Raw genomic sequence first — 20,248 nt, 5'->3', positions numbered from 1 at the left:
GGCTCAGCTTCCCGAGCCTCCTGAACACCGCCTTCCGTAAGCCGTTGTGCCGTGTCAGTGGAGGCGCATTATAGGGAGTTCTGTCGGGCTGACAAGTGCTAATTTAAACTTTTTTATCAACCGACCACTTTCCAGGCAATGCGCTGAAAAATCCATCGAACTGGCGATTTTTAGCATAAAAAAACGGGCCCGCGGGCCCGTTTGGCTGATGTCAGTTACTGATGAGCGACGATTTCGCCCTCTTTGACGTCCATTTCGATGGTTTTGCCGGGCACCAGCTGACCAGAAAGGATCTGCTGCGCCAGTGGGTTTTCGATCTGCTGTTGAATCGCACGTTTCAGAGGACGCGCGCCATAGACCGGATCGTAGCCGTTCTCCCCCAGCAGCTTCAGCGCTTCACTGGAGATATTCAGCTGATAGCCGCGTTCCTCCAGACGTTTATACAGTCGCTGCAGCTGAATCTGCGCAATAGAGGCAATATGCTGCTCGCCCAGCGGATGGAACACCACCACTTCGTCGATACGGTTGATGAACTCCGGACGGAAATGATGGCCGACCACATTCATCACCACATCTTTCATTTCCGCATAGTTCAGTTCGCCAAAGCGTTCCTGAATGAGATCGGAACCCAGGTTCGACGTCATGATCACAACGGTATTGCGGAAGTCGACGGTGCGACCCTGCCCATCCGTCAGACGTCCGTCGTCCAGCACCTGCAGTAGAATGTTGAACACATCCGGATGCGCTTTCTCTACTTCATCCAGCAGAATGACGGAGTAAGGACGACGACGCACCGCTTCTGTCAGATAGCCGCCCTCTTCATAGCCGACATATCCCGGAGGCGCGCCCACCAGCCGCGACACGGAATGTTTTTCCATAAACTCCGACATGTCGATGCGCACCATGGCGTCGTCGCTGTCGAAGAGGAAATTCGCCAGTGCCTTACAGAGTTCGGTTTTACCCACGCCGGTCGGGCCAAGGAACAGAAACGAACCGATGGGACGATTTGGGTCGGACAAGCCTGCGCGGCTACGACGAATCGCGTTCGATACCGCTTCCACCGCCTCATTCTGGCCGATAACGCGCGCGTGCAGATCCTGCTCCATACGCAGCAGCTTATCGCGCTCGCCTTCCATCATGCGCGCCACCGGAATGCCGGTCCAGCGCGCCAGCACATCGGCAATCTCGACATCGGTAACACGGTTGCGCAGCAGCTTCATGGTTTTACCTTCAGACTGCGTGGCGGCCGCCAGCTGTTTTTCCAGTTCAGGGATCTTGCCATACTGCAGCTCGGACATTTGCGCCAGATCGCCGATGCGACGCGCCTGCTCCAGCGACAAACGCGCCTGCTCCAGTTCCGCTTTGATATTCTGCGTGCCGGTAAGAGAGGCTTTTTCCGCTTTCCACTCCTCTTCCAGCTCCGCGTATTCGCGCTCTTTCTGGTCGAGTTCGCTTTCCAGCATCTCCAGACGCTTAATGCTGGCGTCATCCGACTCTTTCTTCAGCGCCTGCTGCTCCAGCTTCAGCTGAATGATGCGGCGTTCCAGGCGATCGAGCGATTCCGGCTTCGAGTCGATCTGCAAACGGATGCTGGACGCTGCCTCGTCAATCAGGTCAATGGCTTTGTCCGGCAACTGACGGTCGGCAATGTAGCGATGCGACAGTGTCGCCGCCGCAACAATCGCCGGGTCGGTGATTTGCACATGGTGATGCAGCTCATAGCGCTCTTTGAGACCGCGCAGGATAGCGATGGTGTCTTCTACGCTTGGTTCAGCGACGTAGACTTTCTGGAAACGACGCTCCAGCGCGGCATCTTTTTCGATGTACTGACGATATTCGTCCAGCGTAGTCGCGCCGACGCAGTGCAGCTCGCCGCGCGCCAGTGCCGGCTTCAGCATATTGCCGGCATCCATCGCGCCGTCGGCTTTACCGGCGCCGACCATAGTATGCAGCTCATCGATAAACAGGATAACGTTGCCTTCCTGCTTCGACAGATCGTTGAGTACGCCTTTCAAGCGCTCTTCAAACTCGCCGCGGTATTTGGCGCCCGCCACCAGCGCGCCCATGTCCAGTGCCAGTACGCGACGGCCTTTTAGCCCTTCCGGCACCTCGCCGTTAATGATGCGCTGCGCCAGGCCCTCCACGATGGCGGTTTTACCCACACCGGGTTCACCAATCAGCACCGGATTGTTTTTGGTACGGCGCTGCAGCACCTGAATAGTACGGCGGATCTCTTCGTCACGGCCAATGACCGGATCGAGCTTGCCCTGTTCGGCGCGCTCGGTCAGATCGATGGTGTATTTCTTTAATGCCTGGCGCTGATCTTCAGCCCCTTGATCGTTCACGTTGTCGCCTCCACGCAGCTGCTCAATCGCTTTGGTTAGCTTATCAGTGGTCGCACCGGCCGATTTCAGCAGATCGGCTAAAGAGCCGCGCGAGTCGAGGGCAGCCAGGACAAAGAGTTCAGATGAGATAAAATTGTCGCCGCGCTTCTGCGCCAGCTTGTCGCACAGGTTAAGCACGCGCACCAGGTCAGCGGACGGTTGAACATCCCCCTCGCTGCCTTCTACCTGAGGTAAACGGTTGATAGCCTGCTCGACGCCGCTGCGCAGAGTGGCAACGTCAACGCCTGCGGAGGCTAATAATGGACGAACGGATCCGCCTTCCTGATTGAGCAGCGCGCTCATCAGATGCAGAGGTTCAATAAATTGGTTGTCGTGTCCCAGAGCAAGGGACTGCGCGTCGGCAAGGGCCAGTTGGAATTTGTTGGTAAGACGATCCAGACGCATGATTCCTCCCATTACAGGTCAAAATGCTACTGGAGATTAAAATGAGGTCATCCCTCAAATTTTCAAGGTTAATGACCTGCATCATGGGCAAAAAATACGCTACTGGATCGTCTTGTGGCGTAAGGTTATCTCAGCCAAATTAAAGAAGCCATACGCCCAGTGGTTCCGTCGCGTCGGAAGGAGAAAAAATCACCACTCTCATGATAGGTGCAGCGGCGCGTCATGCTCACGGAGGTAACGCCCGCCGCCTGCAGCCGCTGCTGCGCAAGCAGCCAGATGTCGGCGAAATACTTCGCGCCCGCGGGACGGAAAGCCTGCTGAGCACGGGCGTCATGCGCCATAAACGCATCGCGCACTTCACTGCCGACTTCAAAGGCGTCGGGACCAATTGCCGGACCAAGCCAGGCGTGTATCTGGCTGGCTGGCACAGCGAACTGCGCCAGCGTGTTTTCCAGCACGCCCGCGCACAGGCCACGCCAGCCGGCATGCGCCGCGGCAACTTCGCTGCCGTCATAAGAGCAAAACAGCACCGGCAGGCAATCCGCTGTCATCACCGCACACACCACGCCTGCTTCACGCGTGATGCAGGCATCCGCCCGTAAGGGTTCCGTCTGCCCAGCAGGGAGATGAACCACATCGGTGCCGTGAACCTGTTCAAGCCAGTGCGGCATCGCCGGCAAGGCGGCGCGCGTTACCAGGCGCTGTCGATTGGCAGTGACGTGCGCCGGATTGTCGCCAACATGCCCACCCAGGTTAAACGCATCCCACGGTGCCAGGCTGGCACCCTCGCCGCGTAGCGTTGAGCAGGCGCCTACGCTGGCGGGCGCGGGCCAGTCCGGCAGGATCCAACTCATAGCCAGTCCATCTGATCGCGAAACTCTTCGGTATCCGCTTTCAGTACCTCAATCAGCTCTACCATATCCTGCGGCAGTGGCGCATGCCACTCCATCTCGATTCCGGTAATCGGATGGTAAAGACGCAGCATGGTCGCGTGCAGCGCCTGGCGATCGAACGCGCGTAGCGTGGCGATAAACTGCTCCGAGGCGCCCTTAGGCGGACGCGGACGGCCGCCGTACAGCGGATCGCCCACCAGCGGATGGTTAATGTGCGACATATGTACGCGAATCTGATGCGTTCGGCCGGTTTCGAGTCGCAGACGCAGACGCGTATGAGCGCGGAAGTGCTCCATAATACGGTAGTGCGTTACCGCCGGTTTCCCCATCGGATGCACGGCCATATGGGTGCGCTTGGTGGAATGACGGCTGATGGGCTCGTTTACCGTGCCGCCCGCCGTCATCGTTCCAATCGCCACTGCTTCGTACTCGCGGGTGATTTCGCGCAGCTGCAGCGTTTCCACCAGATGCGTCTGTGCCGGGACGGTTTTCGCCACCACCATCAACCCGGTGGTGTCTTTATCCAGTCGGTGCACGATGCCGGCGCGCGGCACGTCGGCAATGGCGGGATAGTGATAAAGCAGCGCATTGAGTACGGTGCCATCGGGGTTGCCGGCGCCGGGATGCACCACCAAATCGCGTGGCTTGTTGATCACCAGAATATCGTCATCTTCATACACGATGTTCAGCGGGATATTTTGCGCTTCCCAGCGCTGCTCTTCTTCTATTTCTGCAGCGATGGCGACCTGTTCACCGCCTAATACTTTCTCTTTCGGTTTATCGACGATCGCGCCGTTAACGCGGACGCGTCGGTCAAGGATCCACTCTTTTATGCGCGAGCGTGAATAATCAGGGAACAATTCCGCCAAAGTTTGATCTAAGCGTTGTCCCAGCTGCGCTTCGGAGACCGTTGCGGTGAGTTGAACTTGTTGTGCCATATACAGCTTCTTCGTTAACGTTGGGTTTTCACGGCGATGCCGTTTAATATAATGTGCTATCGTACCTGGTCATTACCGGGAGCTATACGGACAGCTTCCGCCATAACAAATTTGAGGATAACCATTTCGTCATGACGCGTATGAAATATCTGGTGGCTGCTGCCACACTGAGCCTGGCCCTTGTGGGTTGTTCCAGCTCAAAGGACACAGTACCGGACAGCCCGCCTTCCGAAATCTACGCTACCGCTCAGGAAAAGCTGCAGGACGGTAACTTTAAAGCGGCGATTAAGCAACTGGAAGCGCTGGACAACCGTTATCCTTTTGGTCCTTATTCTCAGCAGGTACAGCTTGATTTGATCTATGCCTACTACAAAAACGCTGATTTGCCGCTGGCGCAGGCTGCCATAGATCGCTTTATGCGTCTTAACCCTACTCATCCAAACATCGACTACGTTATCTATATGCGCGGCCTGACGGATATGGCGCTGGACGACTCTGCGCTACAGGGCTTCTTCGGTGTTGACCGCTCCGATCGCGATCCGACCCATGCGCGCGACGCGTTCCGCGACTTCTCGCAGCTGCTGCGTAACTATCCAAATAGCCAGTATGCAGCCGACGCGCAAAAGCGCCTGGTCTATCTGAAAGACCGCCTGGCCAAATATGAGCTGTCGGTGGCGCAATTCTATACTAAGCGTGAAGCCTATGTCGCGGTTGTTAACCGCGTTGAAGGTATGATGCGCGATTATCCTGATACGCAAGCCACCCGCGATGCGCTGCCGCTGATGGAAAAAGCTTACCGTAATCTACAGCTGAATGCTGAAGCGGACAAAGTGGCGAAAATTATCGCCGCAAACAGCGCCAGCTAAAATTGAGTTGGAAAAAATGAAAAAGCAGCCGTAATGGCTGCTTTTTTATGAGCGAAAAATCGACGATGTTGTGAATTCCTCGCTGCTGTAACCCGCCAATCATGCGCCTCTCGCCGCATCGATTCAAGGCATTTCGACCGCATTCCCAGCCTTTCTCACAAATCATTGTCATTGACAAAAAGTGACATTTTTTCGTGATAAAAATCACACATTTCATCGTTCAGCGCGTTATGCTGGATCTACCCAGACGGAAATGACAGAGAGGTAGACCTATGATTCTGAACATTACCAGCAAACAAATGGAAATCACCGCGGCTATCCGCGACCATGTCGAAGACCGTCTCGCCAAGCTGGAAAAGTGGCAAGCTCATCTGATAAATCCGCACATCGTTCTCTCTAAATCGCCGAAAGAATTCGTGGCCGACGCCACGATCAATACGCCCAACGGCACGCTGGTCGCCAGCGCTAAGCACGAGGATATGTATACGGCGATTAACGATCTCATCGGTAAGCTTGAGCGTCAGTTGAATAAGGTTCAGCATAAGTCTGAAGCCCGTCGGGCAGCGACCAGCGTGAAAAATTTTACGCCGGCCATCTGATACATAAAGTTTTAGCAAACGCGCCTGCGGGCGCGTTTTTTATTGACAGCCTTAAATCAGTACGGGTACTCTCGAATCACCTTTTGAATGGAAATCACCATGAAACGTCTGCCGTTTTTCTTCGCTTTCTTTTTTACCTTCCCCTGACTGGGAGGCGATTCGTCGTATGAAAACGAAAGCGAAGACGAACAACAAAGCCTCCCAACCGGGAGGCTTTTTTATTGGACAGCTTACAGGTGAGCCCTATGAATCCCGATAATCCCTTGCTGGCGCTGCGTGACCAAATCAGCGCCGTTGATGAGAAACTGCTGACGCTGCTGGCTGAGCGTCGCGCGCTGGCCGTGAAGGTCGCCGAAGCGAAACTCGCCACCCACCGGCCCATTCGCGATATCGAACGCGAGCGCGCGCTGCTGGAGCACCTGATTGTAATCGGCAAGAAACATCAACTGGATGCGCACTACATTACCCGCCTGTTTCAGCAAATCATTGAAGATTCGGTTTTGACGCAACAGGCGCTGCTGCAAAAAAACCTTAACCATGCTCATGCGCTGGCAGCGCGCATCGCCTTCCTTGGCCCGAAAGGTTCCTATTCCCATCTCGCCGCACGTCAGTACGCCGCGCGCCACTTCGACAATATGGTGGAGATCGGCTGCCTCAAGTTTCAGGATATTATTCGTCAGGTTGAAAACGGCCAGGCTGATTACGCGGTGCTGCCGATTGAAAACACCAGTTCCGGCGCGATCAACGACGTTTACGATCTGCTGCAGCAGACCAGCCTCTCGATTGTGGGCGAACTGACCCAGCCTATCGAGCACTGCGTGCTGGTAACAGGCGACACCGATCTGCAGCAGATTGAAACCGTTTATAGTCACCCGCAGCCGTTCCAGCAGTGCAGCCAGTTTATTAGCCGTTTCCCGCACTGGAAGATCGAATATACCGAGAGCACCGCTGCCGCTATGGAAAAAGTCGCGGCGCTGAACTCGCCGAAAGCGGCGGCGCTGGGCAGCGAGGCAGGCGGCGAGCTCTATCATCTTCAGGTGCTGGAGCGCAATCTGGCGAATCAACAGCAGAACCATACCCGCTTTATCGTTCTGGCACGTAAACCTATTGCCGTCTCCGATCAGGTCCCGGCGAAAACGACGCTGCTAATGGCGACCGGCCAGCAGGCGGGCGCGCTGGTAGAGGCGCTGTTGGTGCTGCGTCAGCATAACCTGATGATGAGCAAGCTAGAGTCACGCCCCATTAACGGCAACCCGTGGGAAGAGATGTTTTATATCGACGTACAGGGCAATCTGGCGTCCGACAGCATGCAGCAGGCGCTGCAGGAGCTAAAAGGGCTGACCCGCATGCTGAAAGTGCTGGGATGCTATCCCGGCGAGAATGTCGTCGCGGTGGAGCCGCGCAGCGCATAACAGAACGGCATCCGTAAGGATGCCGTTTTTGATTGCGGTTCAGGGGGCAGGCATGCGTGAGTCGCGCACTGAAACGGCATCCCGAAGGATGCCGTTTTTTACGGTCGGCTGTCGTTAGCGGAGCGAAGCAGGCTGCGGCTTTCAACCATAAAGCGTTTAGCATGATCGCCAAACCAGTGCTCCACGCGGTTGAAGCTGGCGATAAACGCCTGCTTATCGCCCTGCTCCAGCAGCTTGATAGCCTCGCCAAAGCGCTGGTAATAACGTTTGATCAGCGCCAGGTTGCTTTCCGAAGACATAATGATGTCTGCATAGAGCTGAGGATCCTGGGCGAACAGCCGCCCCACCATCGCCAGCTCGAGACGATAAATCGGCGACGAGAGCGCCAGTAGCTGATCGAGGTTGACGTTCTCTTCTGCGAGATGCAGACCGTAGGCGAAAGTTGCGAAGTGGCGCAGCGCCTGGATAAACGCCATATTCTGGTCGTGCTCTACCGCGCTGATGCGGTGCAGCCGTGCGCCCCACACCTGAATCTGCTCCAGGAACCACTGATAGGCTTCAGGCTGGCGCCCGTCGCACCAGACCACCACCTGCTTCGCCAGGCTACCGCTGTCCGGTCCAAACATGGGATGCAGACCCAGCACCGGGCCCGCATGCGCCGCCAGCATCGCCTGTAAGGGACGGTTCTTAACCGAGGCCAGATCTACCAGAATACAGTCTTCCGGCAGCGGCGGCAGCTGTGCGATCACCTGTTCCGTAAGGTGAATCGGCACGCTGATTATCACCATGCCGGCATCGCTCAGCAGCGAGGGCGCACGATCCCAGTCCCCTTTATCCAGCGTCTTCACGCTGTAGCCCGACAGCGTCAGCATGCGCGCAAACAGGCTGCCCATCTGCCCTTTTCCGCCGACGATCACCACCGGACGCAGCGCCGGATTAAGGGTTTTAAAACCTTTATCGTTCTCGCTGGTATAGGACTCGCGCATTACGCGGCGCAGGATATCTTCAATCAGATCGGGCGGAACGCCGAGCGCTTCCGCCTCTTTACGGCGCGAAGCGAGCATTGACGCTTCGCGCTCCGGTACGTAGATAGGCAAGCCGTAGCGGCTCTTTACTTCGCCAACTTCAGCCACCAGCTCCAGGCGCTTCGCCAGCAGATCCAGCAGCGCCTTATCGACAGTATCAATTTGATCGCGCAGCGCGGTCAGTTCAGCCACCATTGCTTATTACACCTCGTGTGACAGACGCGCCGACAGCACCTCTTGCAGATCCTGATGCATCTCGCGCAGCAGCGTTTCGGTGGTTTCCCAGTTGATGCAGGCATCCGTCACGGAAACACCATATTTCATTTCGCTGCGCGGCTGCTCGGAAGACTGGCTGCCTTCATTAATGTGGCTCTCCAGCATCAGGCCAATAATCGAGCGGTTGCCATCTTTGATCTGGGCTATTGCCGATTCGGCAACGCCAGGCTGGCGGCGATAGTCTTTGTTAGAATTGCCATGGCTGCAATCTATCATCAAGGCCGGGCGCAGTCCCGCCTTGACCATCTCTTTTTCACACTGCGCCACATCTTCCGGGCCGTAGTTCGGCGCTTTGCCGCCGCGCAGAATAACATGACCATCTGGATTGCCCTGCGTCTGCAGCAGGCAAACCTGCCCCGCCTGGTTGATGCCAACAAAACGGTGCGGCATCGCTGCGGCGCGCATGGCGTTGATCGCTGTGCCGAGGCTGCCGTCCGTGCCGTTTTTGAAGCCGACCGGCATTGAGAGACCAGACGCCATTTCACGATGCGTTTGCGACTCGGTGGTGCGCGCGCCAATCGCCGACCAGCTGAAGAGATCGCCTAGGTATTGCGGACTGTTGGGATCGAGCGCTTCGGTGGCGAGCGGCAGTCCCATCTCAACCAGGTTTACCAGCAGCTGGCGCGCGATGTGCAGACCCGCTTCCATATCAAAAGAGTTGTCCATGTAGGGATCGTTGATCAACCCTTTCCAGCCGACGGTGGTGCGGGGTTTTTCGAAATAGACGCGCATAACGATATAGAGCTGATCCTTCAGCTGGTCAGAGAGATCTTTGAGGCGACGTGCGTAATCCAGAGCGGCTTCAGTGTCATGGATCGAACAGGGACCGCAAACCACCAGCAGACGCGGATCGCGGCCGGCGATGATGTCGGAAATGGTCTGGCGCGAAGCGGCGATCTGCGCTTCCTGCTGGGCAGTCAGCGGAAACTTCGCTTTCAGCTCTTCCGGCGTAATTAAAATCTGTTCATTCGCAATGTGGACATTGTTCAGCGCGTCTTTTTGCATGGCTACGATCCTTTTTCCTCGTTATGCAGTTAATGATCCTCTGACAGGATGAGAGATACTTTATCACAGGTCGTAAAACAAGCAATCCACAGATGTACACTTTTATTACCATATGTATACCTTGCATGAATCCATTAAGATAAAAGTATTAATTTTCATATCTTTATTAAAAGAATCGCAAGGGAGTCGCCTCTACTTTATGTAAAGTAAACATTACACACTTACTTTGGCATTCTCTCCTGTCTACTGATACGCTTTGCTAAAACTCTTTTTTCATCAGGTACTTTATGAATTCTCTGGCCTCTTCAGTTCGCCTGCGTCCTTTTAACCATGCCGACATTCCTGCCTTTACCGCCGCCGTCAACGCCTCGCTGGATACGCTGCGCCCCTGGATGGTATGGGCACATCCAGACTATCAACCCGAAGAGGCAGCGAGCTGGATCGCGTTTACGCAGCAGCAGCGAATAAAGGGCGAAGCGGAAGAGTTCGCCCTTGTTGACGATCGGGATCGTTTGCTGGGTGGCGCCGGGATCCGTTTTGCCCGCGAGCCGGGCCAGTTCGCCGCCCTGGGATACTGGGTACGTAGCGATATGCAGCGACAGGGCATCGCCAGTCGCGCCGTTGCGCTGCTGCTTGAGATGGGATTTGCGCGGCCAGAGATAAAGGTTATTGAAATTCTTGCGGCGGAAGAGAACCGCGCCAGTCGCGCGGTAGCGGAGCGCTGCGGGGCGCGCTTTATTGATGTGCGCTACGGCTTAATCGTGCTGGAGAGCGGCCCGGTGAATACGGCGATATACCATGTGCATCGTCCTGAAACGCTGGCATAAAAAAAGGGGTTGGCATCACGCCAACCCCTTGTTTGCTATTAACTTTTAGATGTCGCGTTAGCGATACCTTAGTTAAGACGCTCTTTGATACGAGCTGACTTACCAGTACGCTCACGCAGGTAGTACAGTTTGGCTTTACGCACAGCACCACGGCGTTTGACAGTAATGCTGTCGATGACCGGAGAGTGAGTCTGGAAGACACGCTCAACGCCTTCGCCGTTTGAAATCTTGCGAACAGTGAATGCAGAGTGCAGACCGCGGTTACGGATAGCGATAACCACGCCCTCGAATGCCTGCAGACGTTTCTTAGAACCTTCAACGACCCATACTTTCACTTCCACGGAATCACCCGGGCGGAAGGAAGGTACGTCCTGTTTCATCTGCTCTTGTTCAATTTGCTTGATAATGTTGCTCATAATTAAATCTCTTATCCTGGGTAAACTGATAGTCGCGGGAGATTACTCAGCCGCCTCATCGTTTTGTTGCTGATGTTCCCGCTGGAACGCTTTCAGCAACCTTGCTTGCTCTTCAGTCAGAGCCAGGTTTTCCAGAAGTTCAGGTCTTCTTAGCCAGGTACGGCCCAGCGACTGTTTCAGGCGCCAGCGGCGAATCTCTGCATGGTTGCCAGACAGTAAAACTGCCGGTACTTCCATGCCTTCCAGCACTTCAGGTCGGGTATAGTGCGGACAGTCCAGCAAACCGTCAGAGAACGAATCCTCTTCGGCTGACGCCTGCTTGCCCAGCACGCCGGGAATTAACCGGGCCACTGAATCAATCATCGTCATGGCTGGCAGCTCGCCGCCGCTCAGCACGTAGTCACCGATTGACCATTCTTCGTCAATTTCGGTTTTGATTACGCGCTCATCTATACCTTCGTAGCGGCCGCAGACCAGAATTAACTTCTGCTGCGTCGCCAGTTCGCAAACGCCCTGTTGGTCAAGTTTGCGTCCCTGAGGTGACAGGTAGATCACCCTGGCCCCTTCTCCCGCCGCCGCTTTCGCTGCGTGGATTGCATCCCGTAAGGGCTGCACCATCATCAGCATTCCCGGTCCACCGCCGTAAGGACGATCGTCCACCGTGCGGTGCCGGTCGTGAGCGAAATCGCGAGGACTCCAGCTCTCGATGCTGAGCAGGCCATTTTTTACTGCCCGGCCAGTTACCCCGTAATCGGTAATTGCGCGAAACATCTCTGGAAAGAGGCTAATAACACCAATCCACATCGTTTTCGCCGTTACGTTACCTTGCGATTCGGAGATCAAAAACCAGGATCCCAGTCTACTTCAATGACGCCAGTAGCGAGATCGACTTTCTTGATAACCTGTTCATCAAGAAACGGTATTAACCGCTCCTTCACACCGAACGCATCTTTCAGGTTCGCCTTCACGACGAGAACGTCGTTCGAGCCGGTCTCCATCATATCGATGACTTTGCCCATCTCGTAGCCATCAACGTTGACTACCTGGAGACCCATCAGGTCTTTCCAGTAGTAATCGCCGTCATCCAGCTCCGGCAGCTGCGCCGAGTCGACCGTAATTTCGCAATTGGTCAACTGCGTCGCCGCGTCCCGATCGTCAATGCCTTTGACTTTGATGATCAGGTCCTGATTGTGATGCCGCCAACTTTCCAGCTCAACCTGCTGCCATTTACCGGCGCGCTGAATGAACCAGGGTTGGTAGTCGAAGATACTTTCGGCCGCTTCGGTGGAGGAAAACACTTTGAGCCAGCCACGTATGCCGTAGGCAGCGCCCATTTTGCCCAACACAAGGGGCTTAACGGGAGGCTGTGCGGCAACTTCTTTGCTCATGCTCACCACCGTGACAGATTAAGCTGCTTTTTTTGCTTCTTTGATCAGCGCGTTAACGCGATCGGAAAGCGTTGCGCCCTGGCCAACCCAGTGCTCGATGCGGTCCAGATCCAGACGCAGGCCTTCAGCCTGACCAGATGCGATCGGGTTGAAGAAACCAACGCGCTCGATGAAGCGACCGTTACGTGCATTGCGGCTGTCAGTAACGACGACCTGATAGAACGGACGCTTTTTCGCGCCGTGACGTGCCAAACGAATTGTTACCATAACATCCTCTTAAGTTAATAAAACAACCGGGCCCCATTGAGGGAACGGGGCCCGGGTGCAATATAAAAAGCCCGAAAATTTTACTCATTTCGGCGCAAAAAGCAACCTGTGAGGGCAACCTTTCGGGCTTTTATTGCCGAACGCTTAGCGTCCGGGGAATCCTGGGGGCATCATGCCTTTCATACCGCGCATCATTTTCGCCATGCCGCCCTTCTTCATTTTCTTCATCATGCGCTGCATATCGTCGAACTGCTTCAGCAAGCGGTTGACGTCCTGCACCTGCATGCCGGCGCCGGTGGCGATGCGGCGTTTGCGCGAGCCTTTGATAATCTCCGGCTTTTCACGCTCTTTGCGCGTCATGGAGTTGATAATCGCCTCCATACGCACCAGCACCTTATCGTCCATCTGCGACTTCACATTGTCCGGCAGCTGCCCCATACCCGGCAGTTTGCCCATCAGGCTCGCCATGCCGCCCATGTTGCGCATCTGCTTAAGCTGCTCAAGAAAGTCATTGAGGTCGAAGCCGTCGCCGGTTTTGAGTTTTTTCGCCAGTTTTTCCGCCTGATCGCGGTCAACCTTGCTCTCGATATCTTCGATCAGCGACAGCACGTCGCCCATGCCGAGAATACGCGAGGCGATACGATCGGGATAGAATGGCTCCAGCGCCTCGGTCTTCTCGCCGACGCCCATAAACTTGATCGGTTTGCCGGTGATATGACGAATTGACAAAGCCGCACCGCCGCGCGCGTCGCCGTCTACCTTCGTCAGGATGACGCCGGTCAGGGGCAGCGCCTCGTTGAAGGCTTTCGCCGTGTTCGCCGCATCCTGACCGGTCATGGCGTCAACCACGAACAGCGTTTCGACCGGATTGATCGCGGCGTGCACCTGCTTGATCTCATCCATCATCGCTTCGTCGACGTGCAGACGACCGGCGGTATCCACCAGCAGCACGTCATAGAACTGCAGCTTCGCTTCTTTCAGCGCGTTCTTAACGATGTCGACCGGCTTCTGGCTCAGATCGGAGGGGCAAAAATCGACGCCGACCTGCTGCGCCAGCGTTTCGAGCTGTTTGATCGCCGCGGGACGATAAACGTCGGCAGAGACGACCAGCACTTTCTTCTTATGCTTTTCGCGCAGGAATTTACCCAGTTTGCCGACGCTGGTGGTTTTACCTGCGCCCTGTAGACCCGCCATCAGCACCACAGCCGGCGGCTGTGCGGCCAGGTTGAGCGCGTTGTTTTCCGCGCCCATCGCGGCAACCAGCTCGTTGCGCACGATTTTGATAAACTCCTGACCCGGCGTCAGGCTTTTGTTGACGTCGTGACCCACCGCGCTCTCTTTGACGCGGTTGATAAATTCGCGCACCACCGGCAGCGCAACGTCCGCTTCCAGCAGCGCCATGCGCACTTCGCGCAGCGTGTCTTTGATATTGTCTTCTGTCAGCCTTCCGCGGCCGCTGATATTGCGCAGGGTTTGCGACAAACGATCGGTTAAATTGTCAAACATTGTCTCTCACTCAAAAAAAATCGCGAGGCGCCTGATCGGCATAATGCGGCGGATTATAACACGAAGCTGCAACGATCTCTGCTATTGCGCCTCAGATCGGTTGGAGGCGGCTTCTGCTGGCGCTATACTGCTTTTTTCCTTTCATCTCGCTGATACCTGTAAGGATCTATGTCCGTTTTCTCGCTTCTGGCGCTGTTCGCCTACTCCCTGAGTATTGCACTGATTATTCCCAGCCTGCTGAAGCGCAATAGCGGCTGGCGACGAATGGCGGTGCTTTCCGCCTGTTTCGCGCTGGTGGCGCACGCCGTGGCGCTGCAGCAGCGCATCTTCGCCGTCGACAGCGGGCAGAATCTCAGCCTGCTGAATATCGGCTCGCTGGTGAGCCTGCTTATCTGCGCCATTATGACCATTGTCGCCTCACGCAATCGCGGCTGGCTGTTGCTGCCGATCGTCTACAGCTTTGCCCTGATCAATCTGGCGTTCGCCACCTTTGTGCCTAATGCCTTTATCACCCATCTTGAAACCACGCCGGGTATGATGATCCATATTGGCCTGTCGCTGTTCGCCTACGCGACGCTGATCATCGCCGCGCTCTATGCGCTGCAGCTGGCGTGGATCGACTATCAGCTGAAAAACAAAAAGCTGGCCTTTACCCAGGATATGCCGCCGCTGCTGAGCATTGAGCGCAAGATGTTTCATATTACCCAGGTGGGTGTTGTGCTGCTGACGCTGGTGCTCTGCACCGGCCTGTTTTATATGCATAACCTGTTCAGCGCCGAGAACGTGGATAAAGCGGTGCTGTCGATTCTTGCCTGGTTCGTTTATATCGTTTTGCTCTGGGGCCACTATCATGAAGGCTGGCGCGGACGTCGCGTTGTCTGGTTCAACTGCGGCGGTGCGCTGCTGTTGACTATGGCCTACTTCGGCAGTCGTATCTTACAGCACCTGCTGACCCACTCGTCTTAACCAAAAGGAAGTTCTGCGTTGGAACAGGTTTCAACCACCACCCTTATTATTATTCTGGTCGTTATGGTGCTGGTTTCCGCCTGGTTCGCCGGGTCGGAAACCGGCATGATGACGCTTAACCGTTACAAGCTGCGCCATCAGGCGAAAAACGGCAGCCGCGCCGCCCGCCGGGTAGAAAAGCTGCTGCGCCGCCCCGACCGTCTGCTCAGCCTGGTGCTGATCGGCAACAACCTGGTGAATATTCTGGCTTCCGCGCTCGCCACCATTGTGGGCATGCGCCTGCATGGCGATGAAGGCGTCGCCATTGCGACCGGCATCCTGACCTTTGTGGTGCTGGTGTTTGCGGAGGTGCTGCCGAAAACCGTGGCGGCGCTCTATCCCGAGCGGGTCGCCTTTCCCAGCAGCATGCTGCTGGGCCCGCTGCAGATTGTGATGTCGCCGCTGGTCTGGCTGCTGAACACCATCACGCGCCTGCTGATGCGTATGGCCGGCATGAAAACCGAGGGCGCCACCAGCTCGGCGCTGAGCAAAGAAGAGCTGCGCACCATCGTCTACGAGTCGCGCAGCCTGATGTCGCGCCGCAATCAGGATATGCTGCTGTCAGTGCTCGATCTGGAAAAAGTCAGCGTTGACGACATCATGGTGCCGCGCAACGAAATCGTCGGCATCAATATCAACGACGACTGGAAGTCGGTGATGCGCCAGCTCAGCCACTCGCCGCACGGCCGTATCGTGCTGTTCCGCGACTCGCTGGACGACTGCGTCGGCATGCTGCGCGTGCGCGAAGCCTGGCGCACCATGACTGAAAAGAAAGAGTTCAACAAAGAGACGCTGCTGCGCGCCGCCGATGAGATCTACTACGTACCGGAAGGCACACCGCTCAATACTCAGCTGGTGAAGTTTCAGCGCAACAAGAAGAAAGTGGGCCTGGTGGTGGATGAGTATGGCGATATCAAAGGACTGGTCACCATCGAGGATATCCTGGAAGAGATCGTCGGCGACTTTACCACCTCAATGTCTCCTACCCTCGCGGAAGAAGTCCTGCCGCAGAATGACGGTTCCGTGCTGGTAGAAGGCAGCGCCAGCGTGCGGGAGATTAACAAGGCTTTTAACTGGCATCTGCCGGAACAGGAAGCGCGCACCATTAACGGCATGCTGCTCGAAGCGCTGGAGGAGATCCCCGAGATCAATACCCGCGTCGAGCTGGCGAACTACGCCGTCGATATTCTTGACGTGCAGGACAATATGGTGAAGCAGGTGCGCATTACGCCGCAGACGCCGCTTAAGTCCTCTGTCGGCTCCTGACAGCGCCCGCCCATAAAAAACGCCGCATCGATGCGGCGTTTTTTTTTAATGCTCGTGACCAACTACGACTAGATGTGCAGCTCTTGCAGCTTCTCTGCCGGCAGCTTCAGATCTTCGTTGCGGTTGACGCCGATATCATGCGCCAGCACGTTGCGCGCAATCTGCTGCGCTTCGTCGAGTGAATGCAGCTTATAGCTGCCGCACTGGTATTCATTCAGCTCAGGGATCTGATTCTGATCCTTCACCTTCAGAACATCTTCCATGGCTCCTTTCCATGCGCTGGCCACGCGCTGCTCGTCCGGCGTGCCGATCAGGCTCATGTAGAAACCGGTGCGGCATCCCATCGGTGAGATATCCACGATTTCTACGCCGTCGCCGTTAAGGTGATTACGCATAAAGCCCGCGAAGAGATGCTCGAGCGTATGGATTCCGCGCTCGGTCAGGATCTCTTTGTTGGGACGGCAGAAACGCAGGTCAAAAACGGTGATGGTATCGCCATGGGGAGTTTTCATGGTCTTCGCAACACGCACTGCGGGCGCGGCCATAATGGTATGGTCAACGGTAAAACTGTCCAGTAGTGGCATACGTCACCTCCTGTTTTGAAATTTTTTTATAAACGATGAAACTTTTCTGTTCGCCCAACGTCTGAATATATGAAAGACGCGCATTTGTTATCATCATCCCTGACAACAGAGATGTTAATTTGGCCACATTGATGTGGCCTTTTTCTTTTCTAGCCTTCCCGACTGGCAAGGTAAGCCTCAAAATCGAGCCTGTCGCCCTCTTCCAGCTGCTTCTGTGCCGCAACCGACTCCAGCGCCTGACGCGTAAAATCTTCTTCGCTGATCACTTCCAGCGGCTCTTCGCACAGCATATGACGATACTGTTCCGCCAGCGCGATGCCGGTATCGGTGACGCCGCTCTCTTTAATCGCCTGAAGAATGCGCGCCGAATAGGTTAGCTCAGGATCGTCAAAGGATGCTACCAGTTGATCGCACACCTGTTGATATTGCGTGCTGCCCTGATTGCTGTCGAGCACTTCCGCCACGCGATGCAGATCGGCGAACAGCGCTTTGCCCACCTCCACCAGCGAATGTTCAGTTTCGCTACAGCCGACCGAAATTTTCTGGTTCGGCTTGCGCCCTTCCAGCACCACGCGGTTCCAGTTTTTACGCGTGCAGAGCAGCTCATCGGCGCTCATTTCTGGCGCGTCAGCCAGCGTACACCAGATCAGGAAGAGATCGAGAAAACGCACCTGGTTGGCGTCAACGCCGATTGCAGAGAACGGGTTGATGTCGAGCGAGCGCACTTCAATATACTCAATGCCGCCGCGCAGCAGCGCATCAGAAGGCGCTTCGCCGGAGCGCGTTACGCGCTTCGGACGGATTGGAGCGTAAAGCTCGTTCTCAATCTGCAGCACGTTGGTATTAAGCTGCAGCCAGTTACCGTCCGCATCTTTCGTGCCCATCGCGGCATACTCTTCAGACGGCGTTTTAATGGCGGCTTTCAGGGCCTTAACGTACCCCTCAAGGGAGTTGAAGGTAATGCCGAGACCGCTCTGCGACTTGTTGGTGTAGCCGAGATCGCTCAGGCGCAGCGAAGTCGCATAGGGCAGCCACAGCGAATCTTTGCCATCGGTTTCAAACGGCAGTTTGCTCTCACGCCCCTGCAGGAAGCTAGAGCTAATCGCCGGCGAGGCGCCGAAGAGATAAGGAATTACCCAGCCGTAACGGTAGTAGTTACGGATAAGACGCAGATAGCCGGCAGAGATAGTCTCTTTGCCGCTTTCGGCATCTTTAACGTCCGCCCACTCCTGCCAGAAGCTCAGCGGCAGCGAGAAGTTATAGTGGATGCCAGAGATGGTCTGCATCAGCGCGCCGTAGCGATTTTTCAGCCCCTGACGATAGAGCGTCTTCATACGTCCGATATTCGAACTGCCGTACTGCGCCAGCTCAATGCGATCGGCGTCGTCGATCAAACAAGGCATGCTGAAAGGCCACATACGCTCTTCAGCCAGCTCGCGCGCCACATGGCGATGGATATCGCGCAGAAACGCCAGCATATGGTCAATGTTTTGATCCACCGGCGTAATGAACTCCAGCAGCGTTTCCGCGAAGTCGGTGGTTATCCAGTCATGCTTGAGTGCCGATCCCAGCGAGTCGGGATGGCCGCTTTCCGCCAGATGACCATCAGGCTTTACGCGCAGCGTTTCGCGCTCAATGCCGCGGCCAATACCTTTCAAGGCATTGGGATGCGCCTCCAGCCAGGAGAGCGCTTTAGATACGTCCGGGATCACATTAACCTCCCGCTGGGACAGTAATTTATTTTTGTTCAGCATAATGTTAACCCTAGCCTCGAATCTGTGCGAATCAATGCCACCATTGCAAACCCTGTAAGGTGGCGGTCGCGATAACGATATAACGCAGTGTTTTCCCGACGGCGAGAAACAGCAGGACCGGAAGCCAGGCAAAGCGCATCCAGCCTGCGAGCACGCAGAGCAGGTCGCCGATTACCGGCATCCAGCTCAGCAACAGCGCTGCAGGTCCCAGTCGGTGCAACCACGTTATTGCTGTGTCATGCCATCGCCCCTGCCGTTTCAACGGCAGTAAGCGACCAAGAAAAATATTGGTTATGCCGCCCAGCGTATTCCCCACTGATGCAGCGACAATCAATCCATAAACGGAAGCCTTTTTGGCAACCAGTAACGCAATCAGCAGTGCCTCAGAACTCCCTGGTAACAGGGTGGCGCTGAGAAAGCTGCTGCCAAACAGAGAAGCAAGCGCCAGAACGTCATTCACAGCAGGCGCACGTCAACCACATCCATGCCGGCCGCTTTCGCCGCCTGCACGCCAAAATCGGCGTCTTCAAACACGACACAGCGTGCGGGCTCGACGCCCATCAGCGCTGCGCAGCGTAAAAACGTATCGGGTTCAGGTTTGTGACGCTCGACGTCGTCGGCGCCCACCACTGCAGTGAAGAGCTCGCGAACGCCCAGCTGGTTGAGCAGCGCATCCGCCATGCTGTGTTCGCTTCCGGTGCCGACCGCCATTGGACGGCGGCCGTGATAAGCTTTCACCACTTCCATCAGCGGAAGCGGACGCACGCTTTCCAGCAGCATGGTCTTAACCGCCGCGGTTTTTTCGGCGGCCAGCTGGTAAGGATCCTGAGAAGAGCGGTTTTGTTCGATAATAAATTGCGCAAGTCGCCAGGAGGGCGCGCCGTTGAAACCAATCATTTGCGATTCGTCTAACGTCAATCCATATCGTCCCAGTACCTGATGCCACGCTTTTCGATGTGTCGGCTCGGAATCAAGGATCGTGCCGTCCATATCGAAAATCAGTGCGTCATATTGATCGTACATCGCTACTCCGGACATCCAACAAATGAGCCATTACTTTAGCTTAATGCGCCCAGGTTGTCGCCAGGGGACATGAACAGCAAATGCTTTGAAAGCATTAGCAATTTTTCTTTTCAGAAAAAGGTGATCGTGCGATGCCGGAGATAATTGCCGGAAATTTCAGTGGGTTTGAGTTTTGTTACAGGCGTGAATGGTAAGTAAGAAAGGAGAATAGAGCGTATTGAAAAAGGATTTAGATAGAGGATAAGAGAGTTGATGCAACGTTTTCCTCCCTCGTACTGTCTGGCAGTGAATCTGGCCATATCAGTTCGGGGCACGCTGTTCATATCGTGAAGTATGGTGCATCCGGGAGGATTCGAACCTCCGACCGCTCGGTTCGTAGCCGAGTACTCTATCCAGCTGAGCTACGGAT

Annotated in this window: 21 protein-coding genes and 1 other annotated feature; of the genes, 7 read left to right on the top strand and 14 right to left on the bottom strand. The window is 55.6% G+C overall.

The features are described from left to right. Positions 1-215: 215 nt before the first annotated feature. The 3 genes from clpB to rluD all read right to left on the bottom strand — a co-directional run bounded on the left by clpB (position 216) and on the right by rluD (position 4,620). Entirely contained in the window at positions 216-2,789 is a 2,574-nt protein-coding gene (gene clpB / locus ACR6A7_RS20815) for an ATP-dependent chaperone ClpB (protein ID WP_434127116.1), read from the bottom strand. Positions 2,790-2,914: 125 nt separating this feature from the next. Further along, a complete protein-coding gene (gene yfiH / locus ACR6A7_RS20810) occupies positions 2,915-3,643 on the bottom strand; it encodes a purine nucleoside phosphorylase YfiH (RefSeq protein WP_434127115.1) in 729 nt (242 codons plus the stop codon). Then, positions 3,640-4,620 (bottom strand): 23S rRNA pseudouridine(1911/1915/1917) synthase RluD, encoded by a 981-nt coding sequence (rluD, locus tag ACR6A7_RS20805; protein WP_434127114.1) that lies wholly within the window; start codon positions 4,618-4,620, stop codon positions 3,640-3,642. The genes yfiH and rluD overlap by 4 nt, the downstream gene beginning before the upstream one ends. Positions 4,621-4,751: 131 nt before the next feature. On the opposite strand from rluD, the gene bamD reads away from it, so the two are divergent. The 4 genes from bamD (at position 4,752) to pheA (ending at position 7,497) form a co-directional block, all read left to right on the top strand. Then, positions 4,752-5,486: an outer membrane protein assembly factor BamD gene (gene bamD, locus ACR6A7_RS20800; RefSeq protein ID WP_434127113.1), complete on the top strand. Its 735-nt coding sequence runs from the start codon at positions 4,752-4,754 to the stop codon at positions 5,484-5,486. A 272-nt stretch (positions 5,487-5,758) separates the two neighbouring features. Beyond that, complete coding sequence (gene raiA, locus ACR6A7_RS20795; RefSeq protein WP_434127112.1) at positions 5,759-6,085, top strand: ribosome-associated translation inhibitor RaiA; 327 nt, start codon at positions 5,759-5,761, stop codon at positions 6,083-6,085. Between the two features lie 98 nt (positions 6,086-6,183). Further along, positions 6,184-6,308: a sequence feature (Phe leader region), on the top strand. Further along, positions 6,185-6,232 (top strand): pheA operon leader peptide PheL, encoded by a 48-nt coding sequence (gene pheL, locus ACR6A7_RS20790; RefSeq protein WP_100279143.1) that lies wholly within the window; start codon positions 6,185-6,187, stop codon positions 6,230-6,232. Its footprint overlaps the feature before it by 48 nt. Before the next feature lie 22 nt (positions 6,309-6,330). Continuing rightward, a complete protein-coding gene (pheA, locus tag ACR6A7_RS20785) occupies positions 6,331-7,497 on the top strand; it encodes a bifunctional chorismate mutase/prephenate dehydratase (protein ID WP_434127111.1) in 1,167 nt (388 codons plus the stop codon). 98 nt (positions 7,498-7,595) lie between these two features. On the opposite strand, the gene tyrA is transcribed toward pheA, so the two are convergent. Together tyrA and ACR6A7_RS20775 are read right to left on the bottom strand one after the other, a co-directional pair. Further along, on the bottom strand, positions 7,596-8,717 hold the full coding sequence (tyrA, locus tag ACR6A7_RS20780) for a bifunctional chorismate mutase/prephenate dehydrogenase (RefSeq protein WP_434127110.1): 1,122 nt from the start codon (positions 8,715-8,717) through the stop codon (positions 7,596-7,598). A gap of 6 nt (positions 8,718-8,723) precedes the next feature. Next, complete coding sequence (locus ACR6A7_RS20775) at positions 8,724-9,803, bottom strand: 3-deoxy-7-phosphoheptulonate synthase (RefSeq protein ID WP_033752005.1); 1,080 nt, start codon at positions 9,801-9,803, stop codon at positions 8,724-8,726. 287 nt (positions 9,804-10,090) lie between these two features. On the opposite strand from ACR6A7_RS20775, the gene ACR6A7_RS20770 reads away from it, so the two are divergent. After that, positions 10,091-10,630 carry a GNAT family N-acetyltransferase gene (locus tag ACR6A7_RS20770; protein WP_434127109.1) on the top strand — a complete coding sequence of 180 codons (540 nt, stop codon included), beginning with the start codon at positions 10,091-10,093 and terminating at the stop codon, positions 10,628-10,630. A gap of 68 nt (positions 10,631-10,698) precedes the next feature. Here the strand turns inward: ACR6A7_RS20770 and rplS are convergent, their stop codons facing one another. The 5 genes from rplS to ffh all read right to left on the bottom strand — a co-directional run bounded on the left by rplS (position 10,699) and on the right by ffh (position 14,207). Further along, on the bottom strand, positions 10,699-11,046 hold the full coding sequence (rplS, locus tag ACR6A7_RS20765) for a 50S ribosomal protein L19 (protein ID WP_031374778.1): 348 nt from the start codon (positions 11,044-11,046) through the stop codon (positions 10,699-10,701). A 42-nt stretch (positions 11,047-11,088) separates the two neighbouring features. After that, the gene (gene trmD, locus ACR6A7_RS20760) at positions 11,089-11,850 is read right to left on the bottom strand and encodes a tRNA (guanosine(37)-N1)-methyltransferase TrmD (protein ID WP_434127108.1); all 762 of its coding nucleotides are present in this window, start codon (positions 11,848-11,850) and stop codon (positions 11,089-11,091) included. A 35-nt stretch (positions 11,851-11,885) separates the two neighbouring features. Continuing rightward, entirely contained in the window at positions 11,886-12,434 is a 549-nt protein-coding gene (gene rimM / locus ACR6A7_RS20755; protein WP_434127107.1) for a ribosome maturation factor RimM, read from the bottom strand. Between the two features lie 18 nt (positions 12,435-12,452). After that, positions 12,453-12,701 carry a 30S ribosomal protein S16 gene (gene rpsP / locus ACR6A7_RS20750; RefSeq protein ID WP_007893313.1) on the bottom strand — a complete coding sequence of 83 codons (249 nt, stop codon included), beginning with the start codon at positions 12,699-12,701 and terminating at the stop codon, positions 12,453-12,455. A gap of 144 nt (positions 12,702-12,845) precedes the next feature. Then, positions 12,846-14,207 (bottom strand): signal recognition particle protein, encoded by a 1,362-nt coding sequence (ffh, locus tag ACR6A7_RS20745; protein ID WP_434127106.1) that lies wholly within the window; start codon positions 14,205-14,207, stop codon positions 12,846-12,848. Between the two features lie 168 nt (positions 14,208-14,375). Here ffh and ACR6A7_RS20740 point away from each other — a divergent pair, with 168 nt between their 5' ends. Beyond that, positions 14,376-15,173, top strand: coding sequence for a cytochrome C assembly family protein (locus tag ACR6A7_RS20740; RefSeq protein WP_033752029.1), 798 nt, complete (start codon positions 14,376-14,378; stop codon positions 15,171-15,173). 18 nt (positions 15,174-15,191) lie between these two features. After that, positions 15,192-16,478 (top strand): HlyC/CorC family transporter, encoded by a 1,287-nt coding sequence (locus tag ACR6A7_RS20735; protein WP_434127105.1) that lies wholly within the window; start codon positions 15,192-15,194, stop codon positions 16,476-16,478. Between the two features lie 68 nt (positions 16,479-16,546). Here ACR6A7_RS20735 and luxS read toward each other — a convergent pair whose 3' ends face one another. The 4 genes from luxS to yqaB form a co-directional block, all read right to left on the bottom strand. Next, on the bottom strand, positions 16,547-17,062 hold the full coding sequence (luxS, locus tag ACR6A7_RS20730) for an S-ribosylhomocysteine lyase (RefSeq protein WP_033752034.1): 516 nt from the start codon (positions 17,060-17,062) through the stop codon (positions 16,547-16,549). 149 nt (positions 17,063-17,211) lie between these two features. Further along, a complete protein-coding gene (gene gshA / locus ACR6A7_RS20725; protein WP_434127104.1) occupies positions 17,212-18,816 on the bottom strand; it encodes a glutamate--cysteine ligase in 1,605 nt (534 codons plus the stop codon). A gap of 31 nt (positions 18,817-18,847) precedes the next feature. Continuing rightward, positions 18,848-19,276 (bottom strand): YqaA family protein, encoded by a 429-nt coding sequence (locus ACR6A7_RS20720; protein ID WP_434127103.1) that lies wholly within the window; start codon positions 19,274-19,276, stop codon positions 18,848-18,850. Beyond that, on the bottom strand, positions 19,273-19,839 hold the full coding sequence (gene yqaB, locus ACR6A7_RS20715) for a fructose-1-phosphate/6-phosphogluconate phosphatase (protein WP_434127102.1): 567 nt from the start codon (positions 19,837-19,839) through the stop codon (positions 19,273-19,275). The genes ACR6A7_RS20720 and yqaB overlap by 4 nt, the downstream gene beginning before the upstream one ends. Positions 19,840-20,248 lie beyond the last annotated feature (409 nt).

The organism is Pantoea phyllosphaerae (genome assembly GCF_051025595.1).
GTDB lineage: Bacteria > Pseudomonadota > Gammaproteobacteria > Enterobacterales > Enterobacteriaceae > Pantoea.
Note: the sequence above shows the minus strand (reverse complement) of the source record. Positions and strands in the feature narration are given on the sequence as shown.